The sequence below is a fragment of the Streptomyces sp. SD15 genome, assembly GCF_054462255.1.
Genome location: NZ_JBTLMO010000075.1, coordinates 1 through 20,626 on the forward strand (window position 1 = coordinate 1; position 20,626 = coordinate 20,626).

Below are 20,626 nucleotides of genomic sequence, written 5' to 3' on the forward strand. Positions count from 1 at the left end.
ACCGGAAGGCCCTCACCTGTTCAAGATCCCTCAGCCGAGACCTGGCTCACCCGTCCACAACCTCCCGAGACAGAACAGCTAGCGCGCCGTCAGCACGCGCGGCCCGACGTTCGTGATGGCCACCGTGTGTTCGGCGTGGGCCGCGCGGGAGCCGTCGTTGGTGCGGAGGGTCCAGCCGTCGGGGGCCGCGTGGTAGCCGTCGGTGCCGCCGCCGATGAGCATGGGCTCGATGGCGAGGACCATGCCGTGGCGCAGGGGCATTCCGCGGCCGGGACGGCCCTCGTTCGGGACGCCCGGGTCCTCGTGCATACGGCGGCCGATGCCGTGGCCGCCGAAGCCGTCCGGGATGCCGTACCCCGCCGCGCGGCACACTGTGCCGATGGCGTGCGCGATGTCCCCGATGCGGTTGCCGACGACGGCCGCCTCGATCCCCGCCGCGAGGGCGCGCTCGGCGGTCTCGACGAGCCGGGCGTCCCCGGCGCGGGGCTCGCCCACGATGAAGCTGATCGCCGAGTCACCGACCCAGCCGCCGAGTTCGGCGCCGAAGTCGATGGAGACCAGGTCACCGTCGCGCAGCCGGTAGCCGTCCGGGATGCCGTGCACGATCGCGTCGTTCACCGAGGCGCAGATGACCGCGGGGAACGGGGTGGGCGCGAAGGAGGGGCGGTAGCCGAGGAAGGGGGAGCCGGCACCCGCGTCGCGCAGCACCTGGTGCGCGATCTCGTCCAATTCCAGCAGTGAGACGCCGACATCGGCCGCCTTCCGCACCGCCGTCAGGGCCCTGCCCACGACCTGTCCCGCCTCGTACATCGCGTCGATCGACGTGTCCGTCTTCAGTTCCACCATGCCAATTACTATACCGGTATTAGAATGGTGCCATGGTACGTACCCCCCTGACCCCCGAAGAGCGTGAACGCGGCGAGCGCCTCGGGCAGTTGCTGCGTGAGGCCCGCGGCGGCCGCAGCATGGTGGAGGTCGCGGCGACCGCCGGTATCTCCGCCGAGACCCTCCGCAAGATCGAGACCGGACGGGCCCCGACTCCCGCCTTCTTCACGGTGGCGGCGCTGGCGGGAGCGCTCGGGCTGTCCATGGATCACCTCGCTCAAAGCCTCGCTCACAGCACTCTGCGTCCAGTCGGAAAACTCCCCGTAGCGGTTCCGTAACACGGAAGGTGTTTTCTACCGGATCGGAACACTCCAGACTGGCGGGGAGTTGTGTGATGGCTGTGGAACAACTCCCGGTTCAGGTGGGGGAGTTCGCGAGGTACCTGAGCGGGCTGATGAAACGGCTCGATCAGGACGGCGGCTGGTGCGCAGTGTTCTGGCAGCGCGACCCCGACGGTATGCGAGCCTGCCTGGAAGGCTGGGAAGTGCCCCCGTGGGATGTCGTGGAGGCGCTCCTCCAGGACCTCGCCACGGAGTACGGCACCCAGGCCGCCGCCCAGGAGGTCCAGCGGGCCCGCTCCCTGCACGGCGCCTCGCTCGCCGCGTACGACGCCCTTCCCGGCGGCCGAGATGCCCTCGGCGACCGCATCGATGTCACGCTCCGCGAACAGCGCTACGCCGCGGAGCGCGTGGCGGAGCTGGGCCGGCTGCTCCACTCGGCCGGACCCCGGGGGGAGGCCGAGTCCCTCCGGATCGACCTCGCCTGGGCCCACGACGACCACGAACGGGCCGTGGCCCGCTGCGCCGAGCTCCGCCTCCGCATGGAGAACCTGGACCGCAGCGCCCTGCGCACCCATGCGCCGGGCGCGCTCGAAATTTCCGGGCGCGCGGGCGGAGACGTGCTTCGGGCGGGAGGCGCGGAAGAGGCGGGAGGCGCGGAAGAGGGGAGCAGCGCGGTAGAGGCGGGAGGCTTCGCGCGCGGGGCCCGACAGGGGGCGGGGGACCGTGCGGCCGAGGCGGAGCCCGGCAGCCCGGAGGCGGCGGCCCGCCGACACCCGACCCTTCCGGAGCAGACGGGACCACGGTCGCGGTTCGCGGCCCCGGCGGCACCGGATCACTCCGTGACGTCCGGCGCCGGATCGTACGACCCGGCGCTGCGGCGTCCTGACTCCCACGACTCCTACGAGCAGCCCGGTACCGGTCCGCGCTCCGGCTCCGACCTGTACGCGCCGGTCCGACCGGGCCCCGGAAGCGACCCCTACGGCCCCGCCGCCGGGCCCGACGCCGACGCGGTCCCCCCCGACGGCCCCCAGCCCGCCACGGCCGACACCGCGCCCCCCGACCCCGCTCCCGCCCCCAAGCAGCGCTCCAAGCGCCGCGCCCGGGGCAGCGCCCGCTTCGCCGGAATGATGGAGGCGGAGGCGGAGACGGCTCCCGTGGCCGTCCCCGAGACGGCCGCGCCGCCCCTGCCCGCCCCGGCCGCGACGCGCGGCCGTAAGCAGCCCCGTGGCGCCCGTTTCGCGGGTGTCGCCGAGGAGCCGGCGCAGCCGCGCACGCAACCGTTGGACGAGGACGCGCGGCGGGCCACCGTCGAGACCGTTCAGGCACTGATCAGGCTGCGCCGCGAGGGCCGCAGCGGCGAGGCGCACGCCGTGCTCGTGGAGGCCGCGTACTGGCCCGCGCCCCGCTTCCCGCTGCTCGCCGCCGAACTGCACCGCGCGGGCCTCGACGCGGACTGGGCCACCCTGCTGTGGGAGGCGGCCTCGCTCCCCGCCGACCGGCTGGTCGGTGCCGCGGACGCACTCGTCGCGGCCGGTCGCGTGGAAGACGGCCGGCAGATGCTGCGCCAGGGCGTCGCCCGGCCTGCGCCGGAGATCGGGACCGCCGTGCTCGGCCTCGCCGACGAGGGCCGCCGGCGCGAGATCCAGGCGCTGCTCGACGCGTACGTACGCGTCCGCACACCCGAAGAGGCGGCCCGCAGCGTGGCGGCGGACCCGGGACGTCTCGTCCCCCTCCTCGTGGCGGCTGCCCGGGGTGTCTCGGAGCAGTGCCACTGGGACCTGGTGCACGCCCTGCGGGTGGCCGGGTTCACCGCCTGAGTCACCCGAACGGGCGTTCGCGCGATCAACCGCTCACCCACAGGGGTGCGAAACGTGATCGACTCAGCGGGTTAACGGCGATGGTCTTGGCAAGGCTGTCCGGGGGGCTTACTTTCAAGCCTCTACAGCCTTTGTCTACGGGCGTAGAGGCTCTCTGACGTCCCGTCGAAGGAGCAGCTCATGGCCAACGTCGTACGCGCCGCTCTGGTCCAGGCCACCTGGACCGGCGACACCGCATCCATGGTCGCCAAGCACGAGGAGCACGCCCGCGAGGCGGCCCGGCAGGGTGCCCAGGTGATCGGCTTCCAGGAAGTCTTCAACGCCCCCTACTTCTGCCAGGTCCAGGAGCCCGAGCACTACCGCTGGGCCGAGCCCGTGCCCGACGGGCCCACCATCACCCGGATGCGGGAGCTCGCCCGCGAGACCGGCATGGTCATCGTCGTGCCCGTCTTCGAGGTGGAGCAGTCCGGCTTCTACTTCAACACCGCGGCCGTGATCGACGCCGACGGCACCTACCTCGGCAAGTACCGCAAGCACCACATTCCGCAGGTGAAGGGCTTCTGGGAGAAGTACTACTTCAAACCGGGCAACGTCGGCTGGCCGGTCTTCGACACCGCGGTGGGGAAGATCGGCGTATACATCTGCTACGACCGCCACTTCCCGGAAGGCTGGCGGCAGCTCGGTCTGAACGGCGCCCAGCTCGTCTACAACCCCTCCGCCACCTCCCGCGGCCTCTCCGCCTACCTCTGGCAGCTGGAGCAGCCCGCGGCGGCCGTCGCCAACGAGTACTTCATCGCCGCGATCAACCGGGTGGGGCAGGAGGAGTACGGGGAGAACGACTTCTACGGGACGTCGTACTTCGTCGACCCGCGCGGCCAGTTCGTCGGCGAGACCGCGAGCGACAAGGCCGAGGAGCTCGTGGTCCGCGATCTCGACTTCGACCTGATCGAGGAAGTGCGCCGACAGTGGGCGTTCTACCGCGACCGCCGTCCCGACGCGTACGAGGGGCTGGTGCAGCCGTGACCGACCTGTACGCGCGGCACAAGGCGGTGCTGCCCGACTGGCTCGCCCTGTACTACAAGGACCCGATCGAGATCACCCACGGCGAGGGCCGCCACGTCTGGGACGCGGACGGCAACAAGTACCTCGACTTCTTCGGCGGCATCCTCACCACGATGACCGCGCACGCGCTGCCCGAGGTGACGAAGGCCGTCAGCGAGCAGGCCGGGCGGATCATCCACTCCTCCACGCTCTACCTCAACCGGCCGATGGTCGAACTCGCCGAGCGGATCGCCCAGTTGTCCGGCATCCCGGACGCCCGCGTCTTCTTCACCACCTCCGGCACCGAGGCCAACGACACGGCCCTGCTGCTCGCCACCGCGTACCGGCAGAGCAACCAGATCCTGGCGATGCGCAACAGCTACCACGGCCGCTCGTTCAGCGCGGTCGGCATCACCGGCAACAGGGGCTGGTCGCCCACCTCGCTCTCCCCTCTCCAGACGCTGTACGTGCATGGCGGCGTCCGCACCCGCGGCCCGTACGCCGATCTGAGCGACGCCGAGTTCATCGCGGCCTGCGTCGAGGACCTGAAGGACCTGCTCGGCCACATCCGCCCGCCCGCGGCCCTGATCGCCGAACCCATCCAGGGCGTGGGCGGCTTCACCACGCCGCCCGAGGGCCTCTACGCGGCCTTCCGCGAGGTCCTGGACCAGCACGGCATCCTGTGGATCGCCGACGAGGTGCAGACCGGCTGGGGCCGCACCGGCGAGCACTTCTGGGGCTGGCAGGCGCACGCCGCCGCGGGCCCGCCCGACATGCTCACCTTCGCCAAGGGCATCGGCAACGGCATGTCCATCGGCGGCGTCGTCGCGCGCGCCGAGATCATGAACTGCCTCGACTCCAACTCCATTTCGACCTTCGGTGGCTCGCCGGTCACGATGGCGGCGGGCCTCGCGAATCTCACGTATCTCCTCGAACACGACCTCCAGGGCAACGCCCGGCGCGTCGGCGGTCTGCTCATGGAGCGGCTGCGGGCGATCACCGCGCAGCTGGACGGCGTACGGGAGGTGCGCGGCCGCGGGTTGATGATCGGCGTCGAGCTGGTCGAGCCGGGCACCGACAAGGCCAGTCCGGCTGCCGCGGCCGCCGTGCTCGAAGCGGCCCGCGAAGAAGGCCTCTTGATCGGCAAGGGCGGCGGTCACAACACCAGCGTGCTGCGCATCGCGCCGCCGCTGACCCTCACCGTCGCGGAGGCGGAGGAGGGCGCGGCGATCCTGGAGCGCGCACTGAGGTCCACCCAGTAGCAGAACGTGAGGAAGGGCGAGTGAGCCGAAGGGGCGCGCCTGTGTCGAGGGGCCGAGCACGATCGGCCCCTCGACACAGGCAGGAGCGCCCCGGAGGCGAACCGAGCCTCCGAAAAAGGGGAACGTCGTGACTACCTCCTTGGAACCCGCCCTGTCGGTACGCCAGGTCCTCACCCTGGACCGGGTGCTCGCCGGAGAGCCCGAGGTGGTGGCCGGCGCGGGCCATCTCGACCGGCCCGTGCGCTGGGTGCATGTCGCCGAGGCCGCCGACGTGGGCGTGATGCTCACCGGCGGCGAAATGGTGCTCACCACCGGGGTGTTGCTGGCCGGTGACCCGGACGCGCAGGCCGAGTACATCCGTTCGCTGCACCGCGCGGAGGCCGCGGCCGTCGTCCTCGGACTCGGCCGTGCCTTCCCGACGCCACCGGACGTGATGCGCCGGGCGGCCGAGAGGTGCGGGCTGCCGATGGTGGTGCTCCATCGGCCCTTTCCCTTCGCGGAGTTGACCGAGGAGGTCCAATCCCGGCTGGTGCGGCGGAAGTTCGCGGCCGTGAGCCTCTCCGAGGCCGTGCGGACGGCGCTCACCGGGCTCATCACCTCGGGCGCCCCGCTGCAGCGGATGCTCGACGAGATCGCCGGGCACGCCGCCTGTCCCGTCGTCGTCGCCAACCTCGCCCACCGGGTCCTCGCCACGGCGGGGGAGCGGTCCGCCGTGGACGACGTGCTGCGCGACTGGGAGCGCATAGCGCGACAGGCGGGCGGCAGTGAGGGCGACGGGTGGATCCGGGCCGAACTGGGCGGACGTGGCGAGCGCTGGGGGCGCATCGTACTGTGCGGCTATCGCGGCGACGCGGCCACCGGGCGGCTGCTCGCCGACCGCGCCGCCGAGGCCCTGGTTCTGCACCGGATGCTCGGCGGCTCCGCCCCCAGCTGGGAGGAGCAGTCCGCGCAGAGCCTGCTGACCGACCTGGTGAGCGGTGTCGTACCGGCCCGGCAGCTGCTCCCGCGGGCGCGGGCGGCCGGGCTGCCCGTCAATCGACGGTCCTTCGTACCGCTGGTGGTGCGGGACGGCGACCCGGCCCAACTCGACCGTGTACTACGCCTGTTGGGGCTTTCCGGGCTGGTCGCGGAACTGGCGGACGACGCCACCGCGGTGCTGCTCAGCCTCGCCCGGGACCAGGACGCGCAGGCGCTGGCCGAACACTTCGCCGCCCGGCTGCGGCACGAGACCGGCGCCCGTACGACCGTGGCGGCCGCCGCCGCGCGCACCGCGTGGGACGACGTCCCCGGAGGTCTGCGCGAGGCCCTGCACGTCGCCGAGGCCGCTGCCGACGCGCCGGCCGACCTGGACAGCCGGCCGGCGCTCGTGCGGCTGCGTGACGTCCATCTGCGGGGCCTGGTGCGGCTGCTCAGGGACGATCCGCACGTCCAGTCCTTCGCCGAGCGGGAGTTGGACGGGCTGCTGTGCGGGGCCGACGCCGAGTCGGAGCTGCTGCCCGTACTGCGGACGTATCTCGCGACCGGCCGCAACAAGTCCCGCACCGCGCAGCTGCACCACGTCAGCAGGCCCGCGCTGTACCGGCGTCTGGAGGCGATAGAGGCACGCCTAGGCGTCGATCTCGACGACTTCGAGCAGGCCGCCTCCGTGCACATCGCGCTCCTCGCGCACGACGCGCAACAGAGATGAAACATGCAATGACGTGGGAAAACGGTGAGGAAACATGAGTCGACGCCGGGGTGACACGGTGGAACGCCATGCGCCCACAGACGTGACACGGTGCAACTCAAAGCGGCTCTCCGGGCTTTCTAGGCTCCTGGGGCGGGCGTCGGAAGTCCCGTCTGCCCCACGACGCCCGGCACGCTCCCCCAAGCTCTTCGAGCAGGGGGGACCCCCACTCGCCGCACCGGGCACAAGCCCAAGTACATCCAGTACGAGGACTTGCGCCCGGCACGCCGAGAGCACGCACCGGACGCCGCAGGGCCCGCCCTCCGGGCGGACGACGGCACTTCCGACACCCGCCCCAGCACACCGAGCGACCGGAGGTCCCGATGAGCAGAGTGATCCGCGCCGCCGTCTTCCAGACTGCCTGGACCGGCGACAAGGAGTCGATGATCCAGGTCCACGAGCAGGCGGCCCGCGACGCGGCCGCGCAGGGCGCACAGGTGCTGTGCTTCCAGGAGCTCTTCTACGGGCCCTATTTCTGCCAGGTCCAGGACAAGGCGTTCTACGAGTACGCCGAGCAGATCCCCGAAGGCCCGATCGTCCGGCGCTTCCAGGCACTGGCCAAGGAACTGGGCATCGTCCTCGTGCTGCCGATGTACGAGGAGGAGCAGCCCGGCGTCCTGTACAACACCGCCGCGGTGATCGACGCCGACGGTTCCTACCTGGGCAAGTACCGCAAGACCCACATCCCGCAGGTCCCGGGATTCTGGGAGAAGTTCTACTTCCGCCCGGGCAACTCCGGCTGGCCGATCTTCGACACGGCCGTCGGCAGGATCGGCGTATACATCTGCTACGACCGGCACTTCCCCGAGGGCTGGCGCGCTCTCGGCCTCGCGGGTGCCGAGATCGTCTTCAACCCGTCGGCCACCTCGCGCGGTCTGTCCGGCTACCTGTGGCAGCTGGAGCAGCCGGCCGCGGCTGTCGCCAACGAGTACTTCATCGGCGCGATCAACCGGGTGGGTGTCGAGGAGTACGGCGACAACGACTTCTACGGGACCTCGTATTTCGTGGACCCGGAAGCCCAGTTCGTCGGCGAGGTGGCGAGCGACAAGGAGACGGAACTCGTCGTCCGCGACCTGGATATGGCCAAGCTCCGCGAAGTGCGCGACCGGTGGCAGTTCTACCGGGACCGCGCTCCGGGGACGTACGGGCCGCTGACCGCGCCGTAGGCGCACCGCGCTCCGCGGGCCCGGCACACGGGGGGTCGGGCCCGCGGCACCGTGTTCCTCACCGGCTTTCTTGCGAGGAAACAGCGTTGACCTCAGCTTTTAACAGCTTCGGTATTCCCTCAGTGCACGCACGACCGGAAGGAGAGGGAGCATGAGCCGTACCGTCATCCGTGGTGGCCTCGTCATCACCGCGTCCGACGAGATCCACGCCGACGTCCTGATCGAGGACGGCCGGATCGCCGCCCTCGCGGCGACCGGCACCCCGGCGGCCGAGTCGTGGACGGCCGAGCGGACCATCGACGCCACCGGCAAGTACGTCATTCCGGGCGGCGTCGACGCCCACACCCATATGGAGCTGCCGTTCGGCGGCACCTTCGCCTCCGACACCTTCGAGACGGGCACCCGGGCAGCGGCCTGGGGCGGCACCACCACCATCATCGACTTCGCGGTGCAGAGCGTGGGCCACTCGCTGCGCGAAGGCCTCGACACGTGGAACGCCAAGGCCGACGGCAAGTGCGCCATCGACTACGCCTTCCACATGATCGTCTCCGACGTCAACCAGGAAACACTCAAGGAGATGGACCTGCTGGTCGAGGAGGGCGTCACCTCCTTCAAGCAGTTCATGGCCTACCCCGGCGTCTTCTACAGCGACGACGGCCAGATCCTGCGCGCCATGCAGCGCTCCGCCGAGAACGGCGGCCTGATCATGATGCACGCCGAGAACGGCATCGCGATCGACGTGCTGGTGGAGCAGGCGCTGGCGCGCGGAGAGACCGACCCGCGCTTCCACGGAGAGGTCCGCAAGGCGCTCCTCGAGGCCGAGGCCACCCACCGCGCCATCAAGCTCGCCCAGGTCGCGGGGGCTCCGCTGTACGTCGTGCATGTCTCGGCGCAGGAGGCGGTCGCCGAGCTGGCGCGAGCGCGCGACGAGGGCCTGAACGTCTTCGGTGAGACCTGCCCGCAGTACCTGTTCCTGTCGACCGACAGCCTCGCGGAACCGGACTTCGAGGGCTCGAAGTACGTGTGCAGTACGCCCCTTCGGCCCAAGGAGCACCAGGCGGCGCTGTGGCGGGGCCTGCGCACCAACGACCTCCAGGTCGTCTCCACCGACCACTGCCCCTTCTGCTTCGTGGGCCAGAAGGAGCTCGGCCGGGGCGACTTCTCGAAGATCCCCAACGGGCTTCCGGGTGTCGAGAACCGCATGGACCTGCTCCACCAGGCCGTGGTCGACGGGCACATCTCGCGCCGCCGCTGGATCGAGATCGCCTGCGCGACCCCGGCCCGGATGTTCGGCCTGTATCCGAAGAAGGGCACCATCGCGCCGGGCGCCGACGCCGACATCGTCATCTACGACCCGCTCGCCGAGCAGGTCATGTCGGTCGAGACGCACCACATGAACGTCGACTACTCGGCGTACGAGGGCAAGCGTGTCACCGGGCGGGTCGAGTCCGTGCTCTCGCGCGGCGAAATGGTCATCACCGAGGGGGAGTTCACCGGACGCGCGGGTCACGGCGTCTACACCCCCCGCTCCACCTGTCAGTACCTTCTCTGAGCGACTAGGAGTGGCGCCATGGACTTCGGACTCGTCCTGCAGACCGACCCCCCTGCCTCCCGCGTCATCGAGCTGATGAAGCGAGCCGAGGGCAACGGGTTCACCTACGGATGGACCTTCGACTCCGCCGTGCTGTGGCAGGAACCTTTTGTGATCTACAGTCAGATCCTTGCGAACACCGAGAAGTTGACGGTCGGCCCGATGGTCACCAACCCGGGCACCCGCACCTGGGAGGTCACCGCCTCCACCTTCGCCACACTCAACGACATGTACGGCAACCGCACGGTGTGCGGCATCGGGCGCGGCGACTCGGCGATGCGCGTGGCCGGACGCAAGCCGAACACCCTCGCCCGGATCAGCGGCGCGATGAAGGTCATCCGCGCTCTCGGGCGCGGCGACGAGGCCGACCTCGGCGGCACCGTCATCAAGTTCCCCTGGGTCAAGCCCGGCGCCGAACTCCCGGTCTGGATGGCCGCGTACGGCCCGAAGGCCCTCAAGATGACCGGCGAGGAGGCCGACGGCTTCATCCTCCAGCTCGCCGACCTCTATCTGACCGAGTACATGGTCAAGGCGGTGAAGGACGCGGCGGTCGAGGCCGGCCGGGACCCTGCGGATGTCAAGATCTGCGTGGCCGCGCCCGCGTACATCACCGAGGACGACTCGCCCGAGGCGCTCGCCCACGCGCGTGAGCAGTGCCGCTGGTTCGGCGGGATGGTCGGCAACCATGTCGCCGACCTCGTGTCCAAGTACGGCGAGCACTCCGCCGCCGTGCCCGAGGAGCTCACCGACTACATCAAGGCGCGCGAGGGCTACGACTACTCCCACCACGGACGCAGTGACAACCCCGACACCAAGTTCGTGCCCGACGAGATCGTCGACCGGTTCTGCCTGATCGGCACGGCCGAGCGGCACATCGAGAAACTGAAGGCGCTGCGCGAGCTGGGCGTCGACCAGTTCGCGGTGTACGACATGCACGACGCGCAGGAAGCCGTGATCGACGCGTACGGGACGAAGGTCATCCCGGCCGTCAACGGCCAGTAGTTAAGGGGCCGATCGGGCCTCCTCCCCGTTCTCCCCTTCCCGCCGTCCCGGGAAGGGGGCCAGGGCGCTCCCCGCGCACCCCCCCCAGACGCCCGCACGGCCTTTCCCGACACCTCTCACTGATTGGCCTGCCCATGACCGAGACCGTCCCCACCGACAGCCCACCGGCCGCCCAAGTCACGCTCCCCGACGGCCGGGTGGAGATCGCCCCCGACGCGCCCGCGCCCAGCGGCCCCTACGCCAACGAGGACCTGCTGCCGGTCCCGGTCGAGAAGCGCACCTGGACCACGTACAACTTCTCGGCGCTCTGGGTCGGCATGGCCCACAACACCGCTTCCTGGACCCTGGCTTCCGGCCTGATAGCCGTGGGCATGGACTGGAAGCAGGCCGTGTTCACCATCGCGTTGGCCAACCTGATCGTGCTGGTCCCGATGTTGCTCACCGGGCACGCCGGACCCAAGTACGGCATACCCTTCCCGGTCTTCGCGCGCGCCTCCTTCGGCGTCCGCGGCGCCAACCTCCCCGCTGTCGTACGGGCGTTGGTGGCCTGTGGCTGGTTCGGCATCCAGACCTGGATCGGCGGCGAGGCGATCTTCTTCCTCGCCGGGAAGCTCTTCGGTGACAGTTGGGCCAACGCCGGCCACATCGGCGGCTACGCCTGGACCATGTGGCTGTCCTTCGCGATCTTCTGGGTGATCCAGGTCGCCATCATCTACCGGGGCATGGAGACGATCCGCCGCTTCGAGAACTGGGCGGCGCCCTTCGTGCTCGTCGGCGCCGGCGTGATGCTGTGGTGGATGAGCAGCAAGGCGGGCGGCTTCGGCCCGCTGCTCGACCAGCCCTCCAAGCTTGGCTGGGGTCCGGACTTCTGGACACTGTTCGCCCCCGCCCTCATGGGCATGATCGGCTTCTGGTCCACACTGTCGCTGAACATCCCCGACTTCACCCGCTACGGCAAGAGCCAGAAGGCGCAGACCTGGGGCCAGGCGCTCGGCCTGCCCACCACGATGACGCTCTTCGCCTTCCTGTCCGTCATGGTCACCTCGGGCTCCCAGGCGGTGTACGGCGAGGCGATCTGGGACCCGGTCCAGCTGGCCGCCAAGACCGACAACGTCTTCGGCATCATCTTCGCGCTGGTCACCGTGCTGGTCGCGACCCTGTCCGTGAACGTCGCGGCCAACCTGGTCTCACCGGCCTTCGACTTCTCCAATATCGCGCCCCGGAAGATCAGCTTCCGGGCCGGCGCGCTCGCCACCTGCGTCCTCGGCGTGCTGATCTTCCCGTGGAAGCTGTACTCCGACCCGCAGGGCTACATCTTCACCTGGCTCGGTCTGGTCGGCGGTCTGCTCGGCACGGTCGCGGGCATCCTCATCGCCGACTACTGGATCCTGCGCCGCACCAAGCTCGACCTCGCCGACCTGTACCGCACCGGTGGCCGCTACTGGTACGACGGCGGCTGGAACTGGCGGGCCGTCGTCGCCTTCGTCACCGGCGGCGTCCTGGCCATCGGCGGAGCCGACTTCCATCCGCTGATCGACGGGCGGCCCATCCCGGCCCTGGAGCCGCTGGCCGACTACGGGTGGGCGGTCGGGCTCGGTACGTCGACGGTCCTGTACCTCGCACTGATGCTGCTGCGGGGGCGAGGGAGGACCGCTGTCTGATTCATCCGATTTAGATGCCCCGTGTAGAGCCGGCCCCCTTGACTCGGGTCGGCTCTACTGGGCCGATTTCCCGAGTGTGGCCACCGCTTCCGTGGCCGCCTTGAGCGCCCCGTCGAAGACGACGTCCGCCTTGGGGGCCTTCTTCGTCTCGAAGTCGCTGCCGTTGTACGTGATGACGACGATGGCGTTGGACGCGCGGACCGTCAGCACGGTCTCGCGGGTCTCCTGCTTGTCCTCGGTGGTGAGCTTCGACGCGGAGTACGCCTCGTTGCCGAGCCCGGAAACCGACGCTCCGTCACCCTTGTCGGTCGTGCGCCCCTTGAACGAGCTTTGCGCTTCTTTGTCCGACTCCTTGATCTCGTACGAGACGTCGAGCCAGCGGTAGTCGTAGCCCTTGAGCGCGTTCCAGGAGCAGGTGCGGCGCACGGTCTTGTCGGTCGAGGCGATCTCCTGGCCGGCCGTCTTGGCGCCCGGGACCAGGGATGTGATCGACTTCGTCGCCACCGCGGTGCAGGGAGCCGGTGACGAGGTGTACGTCTTGGTGGCCGCGGAGGTCGACGGGGCGGTCGCCGTCTTGGTCTTCTGGGGCGTTTTGGGCTCGGCGGCGGTCGGAGTCGCGGCGAGCGGACCGGACGTCAGGGCCCAGCCCGCCGAGGCGAGCACGGCGACCGGCAGCAGACGCGCGGTGAGGGTGAGCGGCAGAGGAAGAGAACGCACGGCGCACTTCTCGTGGGGGACGGTGCGGAGAGGGTCCGCACTGCGGACGGGACGCCAGTGTCACACGAGTCCCTGTGGGGCGGAAGGGCCAACTTGCTCCGTTCCTGTGTGGTGACAGTGGCTCACTGGTGACACGCTGTGCGCCACTTCGCCATGACGACCCGCGTCACCTGGGATCTTTGGCCGGATGGACGGGCAGCGCGCTCTCGATCCGGTCGACGGCGGCGAACGCGCCGTACGCGACGAGCCGCACCAGGCTGTCATCGCTATGGATGGATTTGCGCCAGGCCGCCACATCCTCGTCCGTGATCCGGTACGGGGCCAGCGCGGCCAGCAGCGCGAGTCGAGCCCCGGGCCGCGAGCGGTCGGGAAGCACGTTCCACGCGAGCGAAGGGTGCGCTCCGTTCCAGGCATCCAGTGTTTCCCGTACGAGGATCCGGTCGGCCTCGTCGAGAAGTCCCGCACCCGCGGTGGCGGCGGCCCGCAGTGCGGCGTACGCCGGGCCGACGGTGGTCCCCCATGCCCAGTCGGGGCCGGGGCCGGGGTTGTCGAGGAGGGCCACACCCGCACCCGGGGCGGGGCGGCGGCGCACCGTCCTGGCGAGGGAGCGCCCGCCCAGACTCCGCACCGCCCGGAACCGCTGCGCATTGCCCGGCAGCAGATTCTCGGTCAGCAGTGCCGACACGACGCGGTTGATGAAGTGGAAGGACAGCGCGGTACCGATGTAGGCGGGTGCGTGTGCGCCGGGGAAGGGCAGCGGCGTCAACTCCGGGGCCCCGGGGGTCCGGGTCGCCTCGCCCCATGCCAGCACGCGCGCGTGCTTCTCGTCGGTGGGCGTCTCCCCGCGCGCCAGCGCCTCCGCGAGCGCGTGGTCCCCGGTCGCGTGCAGCAGCATCGTGTGCGCGTCCACGCAGAACGGACACCGATTGGCGACGGACACCCCGAGCGCCGCGAGTTCCTTCCCGGTCCTGCCGCCCTCGCCCGCGATCAGCGACTCGCGCATCAACGCCCAGGTGGAGGCCATGATCTCGGGCGAGGAGGAGAGCACGACGAAGGTGGCCGCCCGCTCGATGCCGAAGTCGTCGGCGAGTTGGGCGTAGACGGCGGCGACGACGCCGGTGGCGGACTTGGGCGGGGGCGGGGTGGTGTAGCGGAAGGGGCTGGGCATGGATGTGCCTCCTGGTAGGGCCGGTGGACGCGGCGCGCTGTTGCCGGGTGCCGTTGCCACTCTGGTCCGAAGAGGCATCCACAGACGTCGTACGCCCGGAGGCAATACGGGCTACCTCACGTGGCCCGGCCGCGGCGCGATCTACTCCACCGGGAGTACGCCAACCTCCATCCACAGGTCTGACGCGACTGTCCGAACAGCCGCATAGGGTGCCGGACATGACGTTGGACCAGGTCACACTCAGGCGCCTGGCCGACGCGGCGCTCGCCGTCGTGGTCGGCGCCCTCGTCGTGACCGCGGCCGCCCTCGACGACGACACGACCCCCGCCGACTACGCCCTGCTCACCGCCGGCTCCCTCGCCCTCGCGGCCTACCGCCACGCCCCGCGCCAGGTACTGGCGGTCAGCACGGTCACCACGACGGCGTACGTCCTGCACGCACATCCCGGCCCGCTGTCCGCCCTCCCCGTGCTGGGCGCCGTCCACACGGCCGCGCGTGCGGGGCACCGAGGCGTCGCCGCGATCGCAAGCGCCGTGTTCCTGGCGGGATGCGTGGCGACGGGCCCGACGACGGGGGAGGTCGTCGAGCGGACCTTGCTGCTCGCGGGCTGGTTCCTGTGCGCCCTGGTGACGGGCCTCGCCGACCGTAACTGGCAGGCGTATCTGCGCCAGACGGAACAGCGCGCGCTGGAGGCGGAACGCACCCGTGAGGAGTCGGCTCTGCGCCGGGCGGGCGAGGAACGGCTGCGGATCGCCCGCGAGTTGCACGACTCGCTCACGCACAGCATCTCGATCGTCAAGCTCCAGGCGGGAGTCGCCGTCCACCTCGCCCGCAAGCGTGGCGAGGAGGTGCCGCCCGCGCTGCTCGCCATCCAGGAGGCGGGCGGCGAGGCGATGCGCGAACTGCGGGCCACATTGGAGGTGTTGCGCACCGACGAGCCGACCGGCACGCCCGCACTGCTGGTGGAGCGGGCCCGCGCGGCCGGCCTCGCCGTGGAGCTGACGGTGACCGGGGACGAGCGCCCGTTGACGGCGACGGTGGACCGCGCCGCGTACCGCATCGTCCAGGAGGCCCTGACGAACGCCGCGCGCCACGCGGGGACCGCCAAGGTGGCCATTCAACTCGGATACACGAAGGATGAGTTGACGATATGCGTGGACGACGACGGGGTGGCCGACCCGTCCTGTCCGCCCACACCCGGCATCGGCCTCACCGGCATGCGGGAACGCGTCACGGCCCTCGGCGGCTCCCTGCACGCCGCCCCGCGCGCGGAGGGCGGCTTCTCGGTGCGCGCCGAACTGCCACTCGGCATACCGGAGGACGTGTCGTGATCAGGGTCGCTCTCATCGACGACCAGGCCCTGATGCGCGCCGGGTTCCGCGCCCTGCTGGACGCCGAGGACGGCATCGAGGTGGTCGGCGAGGCCGCCGACGGGGAGCGGGGGCTGGAGCTCGTGCGCGCCGAAGTGCCGGACGTCGCCCTCGTCGACGTACAGATGCCGGTGATGTCGGGCATCGAGGCGACCCGCCGCATCGCCGCCGACCCGCGGCTGTCCGCCGTACGCGTCGTCATCCTCACCAACTACGGCCTGGACGAGTACGTCTTCGCGGCGCTGCGGGCCGGCGCCAGTGGCTTCCTGCTCAAGGACACCGAACCCGCCGACCTGCTCCAGGCCATCGAGGTCGTCGCTCGTGGCGAGGCGCTGCTGTCCCCGTCCGTGACCCGCGCCCTGATCGGCGAGTTCGTGGCCAGGCCCCCGGACCGGGCCACCGCACCGGGCCTTGAGTGCCTCACCCGCCGCGAACGCGAGGTCACCGCGCTTGCCGCGCGCGGCCTCACCAACGAGGAGATCGCCGCGCACATGGTCATCAGCCCGTTCACGGCCAAGACCCACATCAGCCGCGCGATGACCAAACTGGGCGCCCGCGACCGGGCCCAACTGGTCGTGTTCGCCTACGAGTCGGGCCTGGTGACGGCGCGCGGGTGCGCGGAGTGACGACTTCCGCCGATCTTCCGTGCCATCATCGGCGCGTGATCGCGATACGCCTGACACGGACCCGCCCCGCCGTCCTCGCCTGCCTGTTGGCGCTGGCCGCGAGCGGGTGCGGGCTTTCCGCCGAACTGGATCGCGAGCTCAATCCCGACCGCAAGCCGACCCCCTCCCCGACCCGGGCCGCCCCACCGCCCATGTCCGTGCCGTCCGAGCCGTCGCCCACCGTCCCGGTCCAGGGGGTGCGCGGCTGCCCGTCGTCCGGTGTACGCGTCGACACCGGCCCCGTCGACGCCGCCATGGGACTGCGCGCCATGACCCTCACCCTCACCAACTGCGGCAAGCGGCCGTACGAGGTGAACGGCTACCCCTCCGTCCGCGTCCTCGACGAGGAGGGCGCCCCGCTCCCGGGAGTGCGGACCGTCGAGGGGACGGACCAGGTGCCCATGGCGCCGGACGACATCGGCGCCGAGCCGCTGACCCTCGCCCCTGGTGACACTGCGTGGGCAGCCCTTTACTGGCGGATGGCGGCCGCGGACGGTACGTACCTCCGGGTCGCCCCACAGAAGGGGCGCGGCACCATGAACGTACGCCCCGAGGAGCCGCTCGACATCGGTCCGGAGAACACACTCGGGACGACGGCGTGGGCGCCCATTCCCTGAGGCGAGGGGCTGAGGTTGCCCGGGGGTGTGGGCGGGCGCAAGGTGGATGTGGGGGACGATAGCGCTCGGGAGATGGTCATGCGGCGGCGCAATCGACTCGGTACCTGGTGCACCGGACTGCTCTCGACGGTGGCTCTCCTCACTGCGAGTGCGGTCACGAGCCCGACCGGTGCGAGCGCCACGACGCAGCCACCGACGCCCACCGACCCACTCGAGTCCGCACAAGGGATACGCACCGACACGCCCGAAGGGCTGGCCGAGTATCTGGGCCTTGCCTATGCCAGCGTCGACGGTTATTGGCGGGACGTCTTCAAGGAACAGGGTCTGACGGGACCGTCCTCTTTCTACACCGCCCCGATACCTGGCGAAGAAGGCTTCTCCAGTCACTGCACGGATGAGCCCGTCGTGCACGACACGCCGTCGTTCTTCTACTGCCCGTGGGACGTTTACACGGATGACGAGGGCGTCACCTACTCGGGCGCGATCCATGTCCCGGTGACGACGGCCAGGGCCGTGGGGAACCGGACCGGCGACTTCGCGCTGGCCACCGTGATGGCCCATGAGTACGGTCACGACGTACAGAGGGAACTCATGGACCAGCTGAACCTGCGGGACATTGTGCAGATGAAGGACGGCGCGCCCGTTCTGGAGGACGGGGACACCGTCAATGTGAAGGAAGCCGAGCTGATAGCGGACTGCTTCAGCGGCAACTGGACCAAGTACGTCTCGCAGCAGGGCCTGGTGGCCACCGCTGATCTGTCCGAGGCTGTCAACGCCCTTGAGCTGGCGGGCGACAAGGAGATCGGCGGCGCCCATCCCCACGGCAGCAAGCAGGAGCGCACGACTGCCTTCACCCTGGGCTACGACAGCGGTGATCTCATGGAGTGCGCGCGCCAGTACTGGGTCACCGAGAGGTGGGAATGACCGGACGAGGAGTCGGGGCCCAGCCCTTCTCCGGCAGCTCGCGCTGATTTCGGGCGCCCCGGGTATTCACGGCGATTCCACCCGTAGTGCACCGGACAGGCGGGGAATGTCAGTGGCGCGTGTTGTCATGGAGCCATGATCGAAGACATCGAAACCATCGACGAGTTTCTCGCTCACCACGCGTCCGACGTCGAAGAAGCGGTGCGGCAGGCGGCCGCCACCGAGATCATGCCGCGCTTCAGGCGGCTCGCGGTACACGAGGTCGACGAGAAGAGCGGCCCGCACGACCTGGTGACGGACGCCGACCGCAAGGCCGAGCAGTACCTCACCGAAGCACTCTCCAAGCTGCTGCCCGGCTCGGTCGTGGTCGGAGAGGAAGCGGTCCACGCCAACCCGGTGACGTACGAGGCGATCCAGGGCCAGGCACCGGTCTGGATCGTCGACCCGGTCGACGGCACCCGACAGTTCGTCCACGGCGACCCCGGTTTCTGCACACTCGTCGCACTCGCGCAGGATGGCGTCGTCCGCGCGTCATGGACCTACGCACCGGCCCGCAACCGGCTGGCCGTCGCCATCCGCGGCCAAGGCGCACTGCTCGACGGTGAGCCGTTGCGCTCGGGCTCGCCCACGCCCGGCCACGACCTCGAGATAGCCACCTCCCACCCGGACTACACCACGGACGAGCAGAAGCGCGCCTTGCTCGGCCTGCGCACCCAAGGTGTCCGGCCGCGTCCGTGCGGCTCGGCGGGCCTCGAGTACCTGGCCGTCGCCCGGGGCAAGCTGGACGGCACCGCCTTCTCCTGGGAGGCCGCATGGGACCATGCCGCGGGTCTGCTGCTGGTCGAGGAGGCGGGCGGCATCCACCTGACCAGCACGGGCGAGCCGTTCCGTATCACGGGAGGCAATGCACTGCCGTTCACGGCGGCACGGGACGAGGCCACGGCCCGCCGGGTGGTGGCGCTGTTGACTGCCGGAGCGTGATGCGACCGGCCGGCGCTGTGTGACGCGGTCGGCTGTCGCGGTGGGATACGGCAGCGGCTACCGCGGTGTGATGCGGTCGGCCACCGGGGCCTGATGCCGTCACCCACCGGGGCCTGATGCCGTCGGCCACCTCAGGCTGGTGCTGTGGCCCGCCTCCGCCCGTCGCTGTCGGCCACCGCGGTCTGATCAGGGGACTCCGCGGCACCTGGTCGCCAGACCCCCGCGCCGTCAAGGTTGTCAGTCCTCCGGCATATCCTGATGTTCAGTGGCCGTCGGCTGACGAAGGAGTCCGAAGGTGCCGTCGATGCTCGATGCGGTCGTGGTGGGTGCGGGGCCGAACGGACTGACGGCTGCCGTGGAGCTGGCCCGCCGGGGCTTCTCCGTGGCCGTGTTCGAGGCGCGCGACACCGTGGGCGGGGGAGCTCGCACCGAAGAGCTGACGTTGCCCGGATTCCGGCACGATCCGTGCGCGGCGGCCCATCCGCTGGGCATCAATTCCCCGGCGTTCCGCGCGATGCCCCTGGAGCGGTACGGCTTGGAGTGGCTGCACGCCGAGCTGCCCATGGCGCATCCGTTCCCCGACGGTACGGCAGCCGTCCTCGCGCGTTCCGTGGCGGAGACGGCGGCTTCCTTCGGCCCGCGCGACGCCGGTGCGTACCGTCGGCTGATCGCCCCCTTCCTCCCCAAGTGGGACACGCTGGCCCACGACTTCATGTCCCTGCCGCTGACCGCACTGCCCCGCGACCCGGTCACCCTGGCCCGCTTCGGCCTCGCCGGGCTGCCGCCCTCGACCTGGCTGATGCGGCGCTTCAGCGACGAGCGGGCCAAGGCGCTGTTCGCCGGGCTCGTCGCGCATGTCATCGCCCCGCTCGACGGCATCGCCACCGGCGCCGTCGGCCTGGTCTTCGCCCTGGCCGCGCACGCCCGCGGCTGGCCCGTCGCGCGCGGCGGCTCCCAGTCCATCTCCGACGCGCTCGCCGCGTACCTCAAGGACCTCGGTGGCATCGTCCACACCGACTACGAGGTCAAGCGCCTCGACGACCTGCCGCCCGCGCGCGCGTACATCTTCGACACCTCGCCCGCCGCCCTGTCCCGGATCGCGGGCTTCGGGCGGTACTACGAGGGCTATCGGTACGGCGCGGGGGTCTTCAAGGTCGATTACGCGCTGGACGGACCCGTGCCCTGGACGGCCAAGGAGGCGCGTACCGCCGGGACCGTGCAGGTCGGCGCGAGCCGTGCCGAGATCAGCACGGCCCTGCGCGCGGCCTCGCGCGAGGGCCGGGTGCCGGACGCCCCCTTCCTGATCACCGTGCAGCCCAGCGTCGTCGACCCGTCCCGGGCACCCGAGGGCAAGCAGGTCTTCTGGGCGTACGGGCACGTTCCCAACGGCTGGACCGGAGACCTCACGGACGCCATCGAGCGCCAGCTGGAGCGGTTCGCGCCCGGTTTCCGCGACCGCGTGCTGGCCCGCGCGACCGCCGGCCCACGCGAACTCGCCGCGCGCAACGCCAATTACGTGGGCGGCGACATCGCCTGCGGCGCCGCCTCCGGACTCCAGCTCCTGCTGCGCCCCAAGCTCTCCCTGTTCCCGTACAGCACCCCGCATCCGGCCGTCTTCATCTGCTCCTCGGCCACTCCGCCGGGCCCCGGTGTGCACGGGATGTCGGGGCACAACGCGGCGAAGGCCGTATGGCGGCGGCTGCGGCAGTCCTGACCGCGGGCGCGTCACCGACAAGGCCGTCCCTTCCGGCA

At 70.7% G+C, this 20,626-nt stretch carries 18 protein-coding genes; 15 read left to right on the top strand and 3 right to left on the bottom strand.

The features are described from left to right. Positions 1-78: 78 nt before the first annotated feature. Positions 79-846, bottom strand: a complete 768-nt coding sequence (map, locus tag ACX28W_RS40065; RefSeq protein ID WP_459005049.1) for a type I methionyl aminopeptidase — start codon at positions 844-846, stop codon at positions 79-81. A 32-nt stretch (positions 847-878) separates the two neighbouring features. On the opposite strand from map, the gene ACX28W_RS40070 reads away from it, so the two are divergent. The 9 genes from ACX28W_RS40070 (at position 879) to ACX28W_RS40110 (ending at position 12,432) form a co-directional block, all read left to right on the top strand. Continuing rightward, entirely contained in the window at positions 879-1,163 is a 285-nt protein-coding gene (locus ACX28W_RS40070) for a helix-turn-helix domain-containing protein (RefSeq protein WP_459005050.1), read from the top strand. 56 nt (positions 1,164-1,219) lie between these two features. Continuing rightward, positions 1,220-2,983, top strand: coding sequence for a hypothetical protein (locus tag ACX28W_RS40075; protein WP_459005051.1), 1,764 nt, complete (start codon positions 1,220-1,222; stop codon positions 2,981-2,983). Positions 2,984-3,163: 180 nt separating this feature from the next. Beyond that, positions 3,164-4,006 carry a nitrilase-related carbon-nitrogen hydrolase gene (locus ACX28W_RS40080; RefSeq protein ID WP_459005052.1) on the top strand — a complete coding sequence of 281 codons (843 nt, stop codon included), beginning with the start codon at positions 3,164-3,166 and terminating at the stop codon, positions 4,004-4,006. Then, a complete protein-coding gene (locus ACX28W_RS40085; RefSeq protein ID WP_459005053.1) occupies positions 4,003-5,286 on the top strand; it encodes an aspartate aminotransferase family protein in 1,284 nt (427 codons plus the stop codon). The genes ACX28W_RS40080 and ACX28W_RS40085 overlap by 4 nt, the downstream gene beginning before the upstream one ends. Before the next feature lie 127 nt (positions 5,287-5,413). Further along, a complete protein-coding gene (locus ACX28W_RS40090; RefSeq protein ID WP_459005054.1) occupies positions 5,414-6,973 on the top strand; it encodes a PucR family transcriptional regulator in 1,560 nt (519 codons plus the stop codon). Positions 6,974-7,335: 362 nt separating this feature from the next. Further along, on the top strand, positions 7,336-8,178 hold the full coding sequence (locus tag ACX28W_RS40095) for a nitrilase-related carbon-nitrogen hydrolase (RefSeq protein ID WP_459005055.1): 843 nt from the start codon (positions 7,336-7,338) through the stop codon (positions 8,176-8,178). A 151-nt stretch (positions 8,179-8,329) separates the two neighbouring features. Next, entirely contained in the window at positions 8,330-9,730 is a 1,401-nt protein-coding gene (gene hydA / locus ACX28W_RS40100) for a dihydropyrimidinase (protein WP_459005056.1), read from the top strand. Positions 9,731-9,748: 18 nt separating this feature from the next. Then, positions 9,749-10,771: a TIGR03842 family LLM class F420-dependent oxidoreductase gene (locus tag ACX28W_RS40105; protein ID WP_459005057.1), complete on the top strand. Its 1,023-nt coding sequence runs from the start codon at positions 9,749-9,751 to the stop codon at positions 10,769-10,771. A gap of 134 nt (positions 10,772-10,905) precedes the next feature. Further along, positions 10,906-12,432, top strand: a complete 1,527-nt coding sequence (locus ACX28W_RS40110) for an NCS1 family nucleobase:cation symporter-1 (protein WP_459005058.1) — start codon at positions 10,906-10,908, stop codon at positions 12,430-12,432. 54 nt (positions 12,433-12,486) lie between these two features. Here the strand turns inward: ACX28W_RS40110 and ACX28W_RS40115 are convergent, their stop codons facing one another. Then, positions 12,487-13,149 carry a hypothetical protein gene (locus ACX28W_RS40115; RefSeq protein WP_459005059.1) on the bottom strand — a complete coding sequence of 221 codons (663 nt, stop codon included), beginning with the start codon at positions 13,147-13,149 and terminating at the stop codon, positions 12,487-12,489. Positions 13,150-13,315: 166 nt separating this feature from the next. Beyond that, positions 13,316-14,317, bottom strand: a complete 1,002-nt coding sequence (locus tag ACX28W_RS40120) for a carboxymuconolactone decarboxylase family protein (protein WP_459005060.1) — start codon at positions 14,315-14,317, stop codon at positions 13,316-13,318. Positions 14,318-14,535: 218 nt separating this feature from the next. Between ACX28W_RS40120 and ACX28W_RS40125 the strand changes: the two genes are divergently transcribed. The 6 genes from ACX28W_RS40125 to ACX28W_RS40150 all read left to right on the top strand — a co-directional run bounded on the left by ACX28W_RS40125 (position 14,536) and on the right by ACX28W_RS40150 (position 20,588). After that, positions 14,536-15,648 carry a sensor histidine kinase gene (locus tag ACX28W_RS40125; RefSeq protein ID WP_459005061.1) on the top strand — a complete coding sequence of 371 codons (1,113 nt, stop codon included), beginning with the start codon at positions 14,536-14,538 and terminating at the stop codon, positions 15,646-15,648. After that, positions 15,645-16,313, top strand: coding sequence for a response regulator (locus tag ACX28W_RS40130; protein WP_459005062.1), 669 nt, complete (start codon positions 15,645-15,647; stop codon positions 16,311-16,313). Before ACX28W_RS40125 ends, ACX28W_RS40130 begins: the two co-directional genes overlap by 4 nt. 35 nt (positions 16,314-16,348) lie before the next feature. Continuing rightward, positions 16,349-16,969: a DUF4232 domain-containing protein gene (locus tag ACX28W_RS40135; RefSeq protein ID WP_459005063.1), complete on the top strand. Its 621-nt coding sequence runs from the start codon at positions 16,349-16,351 to the stop codon at positions 16,967-16,969. 78 nt (positions 16,970-17,047) lie between these two features. Then, a complete protein-coding gene (locus ACX28W_RS40140; RefSeq protein ID WP_459005064.1) occupies positions 17,048-17,893 on the top strand; it encodes a neutral zinc metallopeptidase in 846 nt (281 codons plus the stop codon). Between the two features lie 135 nt (positions 17,894-18,028). Beyond that, positions 18,029-18,874: an inositol monophosphatase family protein gene (locus tag ACX28W_RS40145; protein ID WP_459005065.1), complete on the top strand. Its 846-nt coding sequence runs from the start codon at positions 18,029-18,031 to the stop codon at positions 18,872-18,874. A gap of 304 nt (positions 18,875-19,178) precedes the next feature. Continuing rightward, positions 19,179-20,588 (top strand): phytoene desaturase family protein, encoded by a 1,410-nt coding sequence (locus ACX28W_RS40150; RefSeq protein WP_459005076.1) that lies wholly within the window; start codon positions 19,179-19,181, stop codon positions 20,586-20,588. Positions 20,589-20,626: the final 38 nt, after the last annotated feature.

What these genes read in the sequence shown, in the direction of transcription:
- ACX28W_RS40125 (WP_459005061.1), top strand. Translation starts at nt 14,536, where the DNA reads ATGACGTTGGACCAGGTCACACTCAGGCGCCTGGCCGACGCGGCGCTC.
- ACX28W_RS40110 (WP_459005058.1), top strand. Translation starts at nt 10,906, where the DNA reads ATGACCGAGACCGTCCCCACCGACAGCCCACCGGCCGCCCAAGTCACG.
- hydA (WP_459005056.1), top strand. Translation starts at nt 8,330, where the DNA reads ATGAGCCGTACCGTCATCCGTGGTGGCCTCGTCATCACCGCGTCCGAC.
- ACX28W_RS40145 (WP_459005065.1), top strand. Translation starts at nt 18,029, where the DNA reads ATGATCGAAGACATCGAAACCATCGACGAGTTTCTCGCTCACCACGCG.
- map (WP_459005049.1), bottom strand. Translation starts at nt 846, where the DNA reads ATGGTGGAACTGAAGACGGACACGTCGATCGACGCGATGTACGAGGCG.
- ACX28W_RS40075 (WP_459005051.1), top strand. Translation starts at nt 1,220, where the DNA reads ATGGCTGTGGAACAACTCCCGGTTCAGGTGGGGGAGTTCGCGAGGTAC.
- ACX28W_RS40120 (WP_459005060.1), bottom strand. Translation starts at nt 14,317, where the DNA reads ATGCCCAGCCCCTTCCGCTACACCACCCCGCCCCCGCCCAAGTCCGCC.
- ACX28W_RS40150 (WP_459005076.1), top strand. Translation starts at nt 19,179, where the DNA reads ATGCTCGATGCGGTCGTGGTGGGTGCGGGGCCGAACGGACTGACGGCT.
- ACX28W_RS40080 (WP_459005052.1), top strand. Translation starts at nt 3,164, where the DNA reads ATGGCCAACGTCGTACGCGCCGCTCTGGTCCAGGCCACCTGGACCGGC.
- ACX28W_RS40140 (WP_459005064.1), top strand. Translation starts at nt 17,048, where the DNA reads ATGCGGCGGCGCAATCGACTCGGTACCTGGTGCACCGGACTGCTCTCG.
- ACX28W_RS40095 (WP_459005055.1), top strand. Translation starts at nt 7,336, where the DNA reads ATGAGCAGAGTGATCCGCGCCGCCGTCTTCCAGACTGCCTGGACCGGC.
- ACX28W_RS40070 (WP_459005050.1), top strand. Translation starts at nt 879, where the DNA reads ATGGTACGTACCCCCCTGACCCCCGAAGAGCGTGAACGCGGCGAGCGC.
- ACX28W_RS40105 (WP_459005057.1), top strand. Translation starts at nt 9,749, where the DNA reads ATGGACTTCGGACTCGTCCTGCAGACCGACCCCCCTGCCTCCCGCGTC.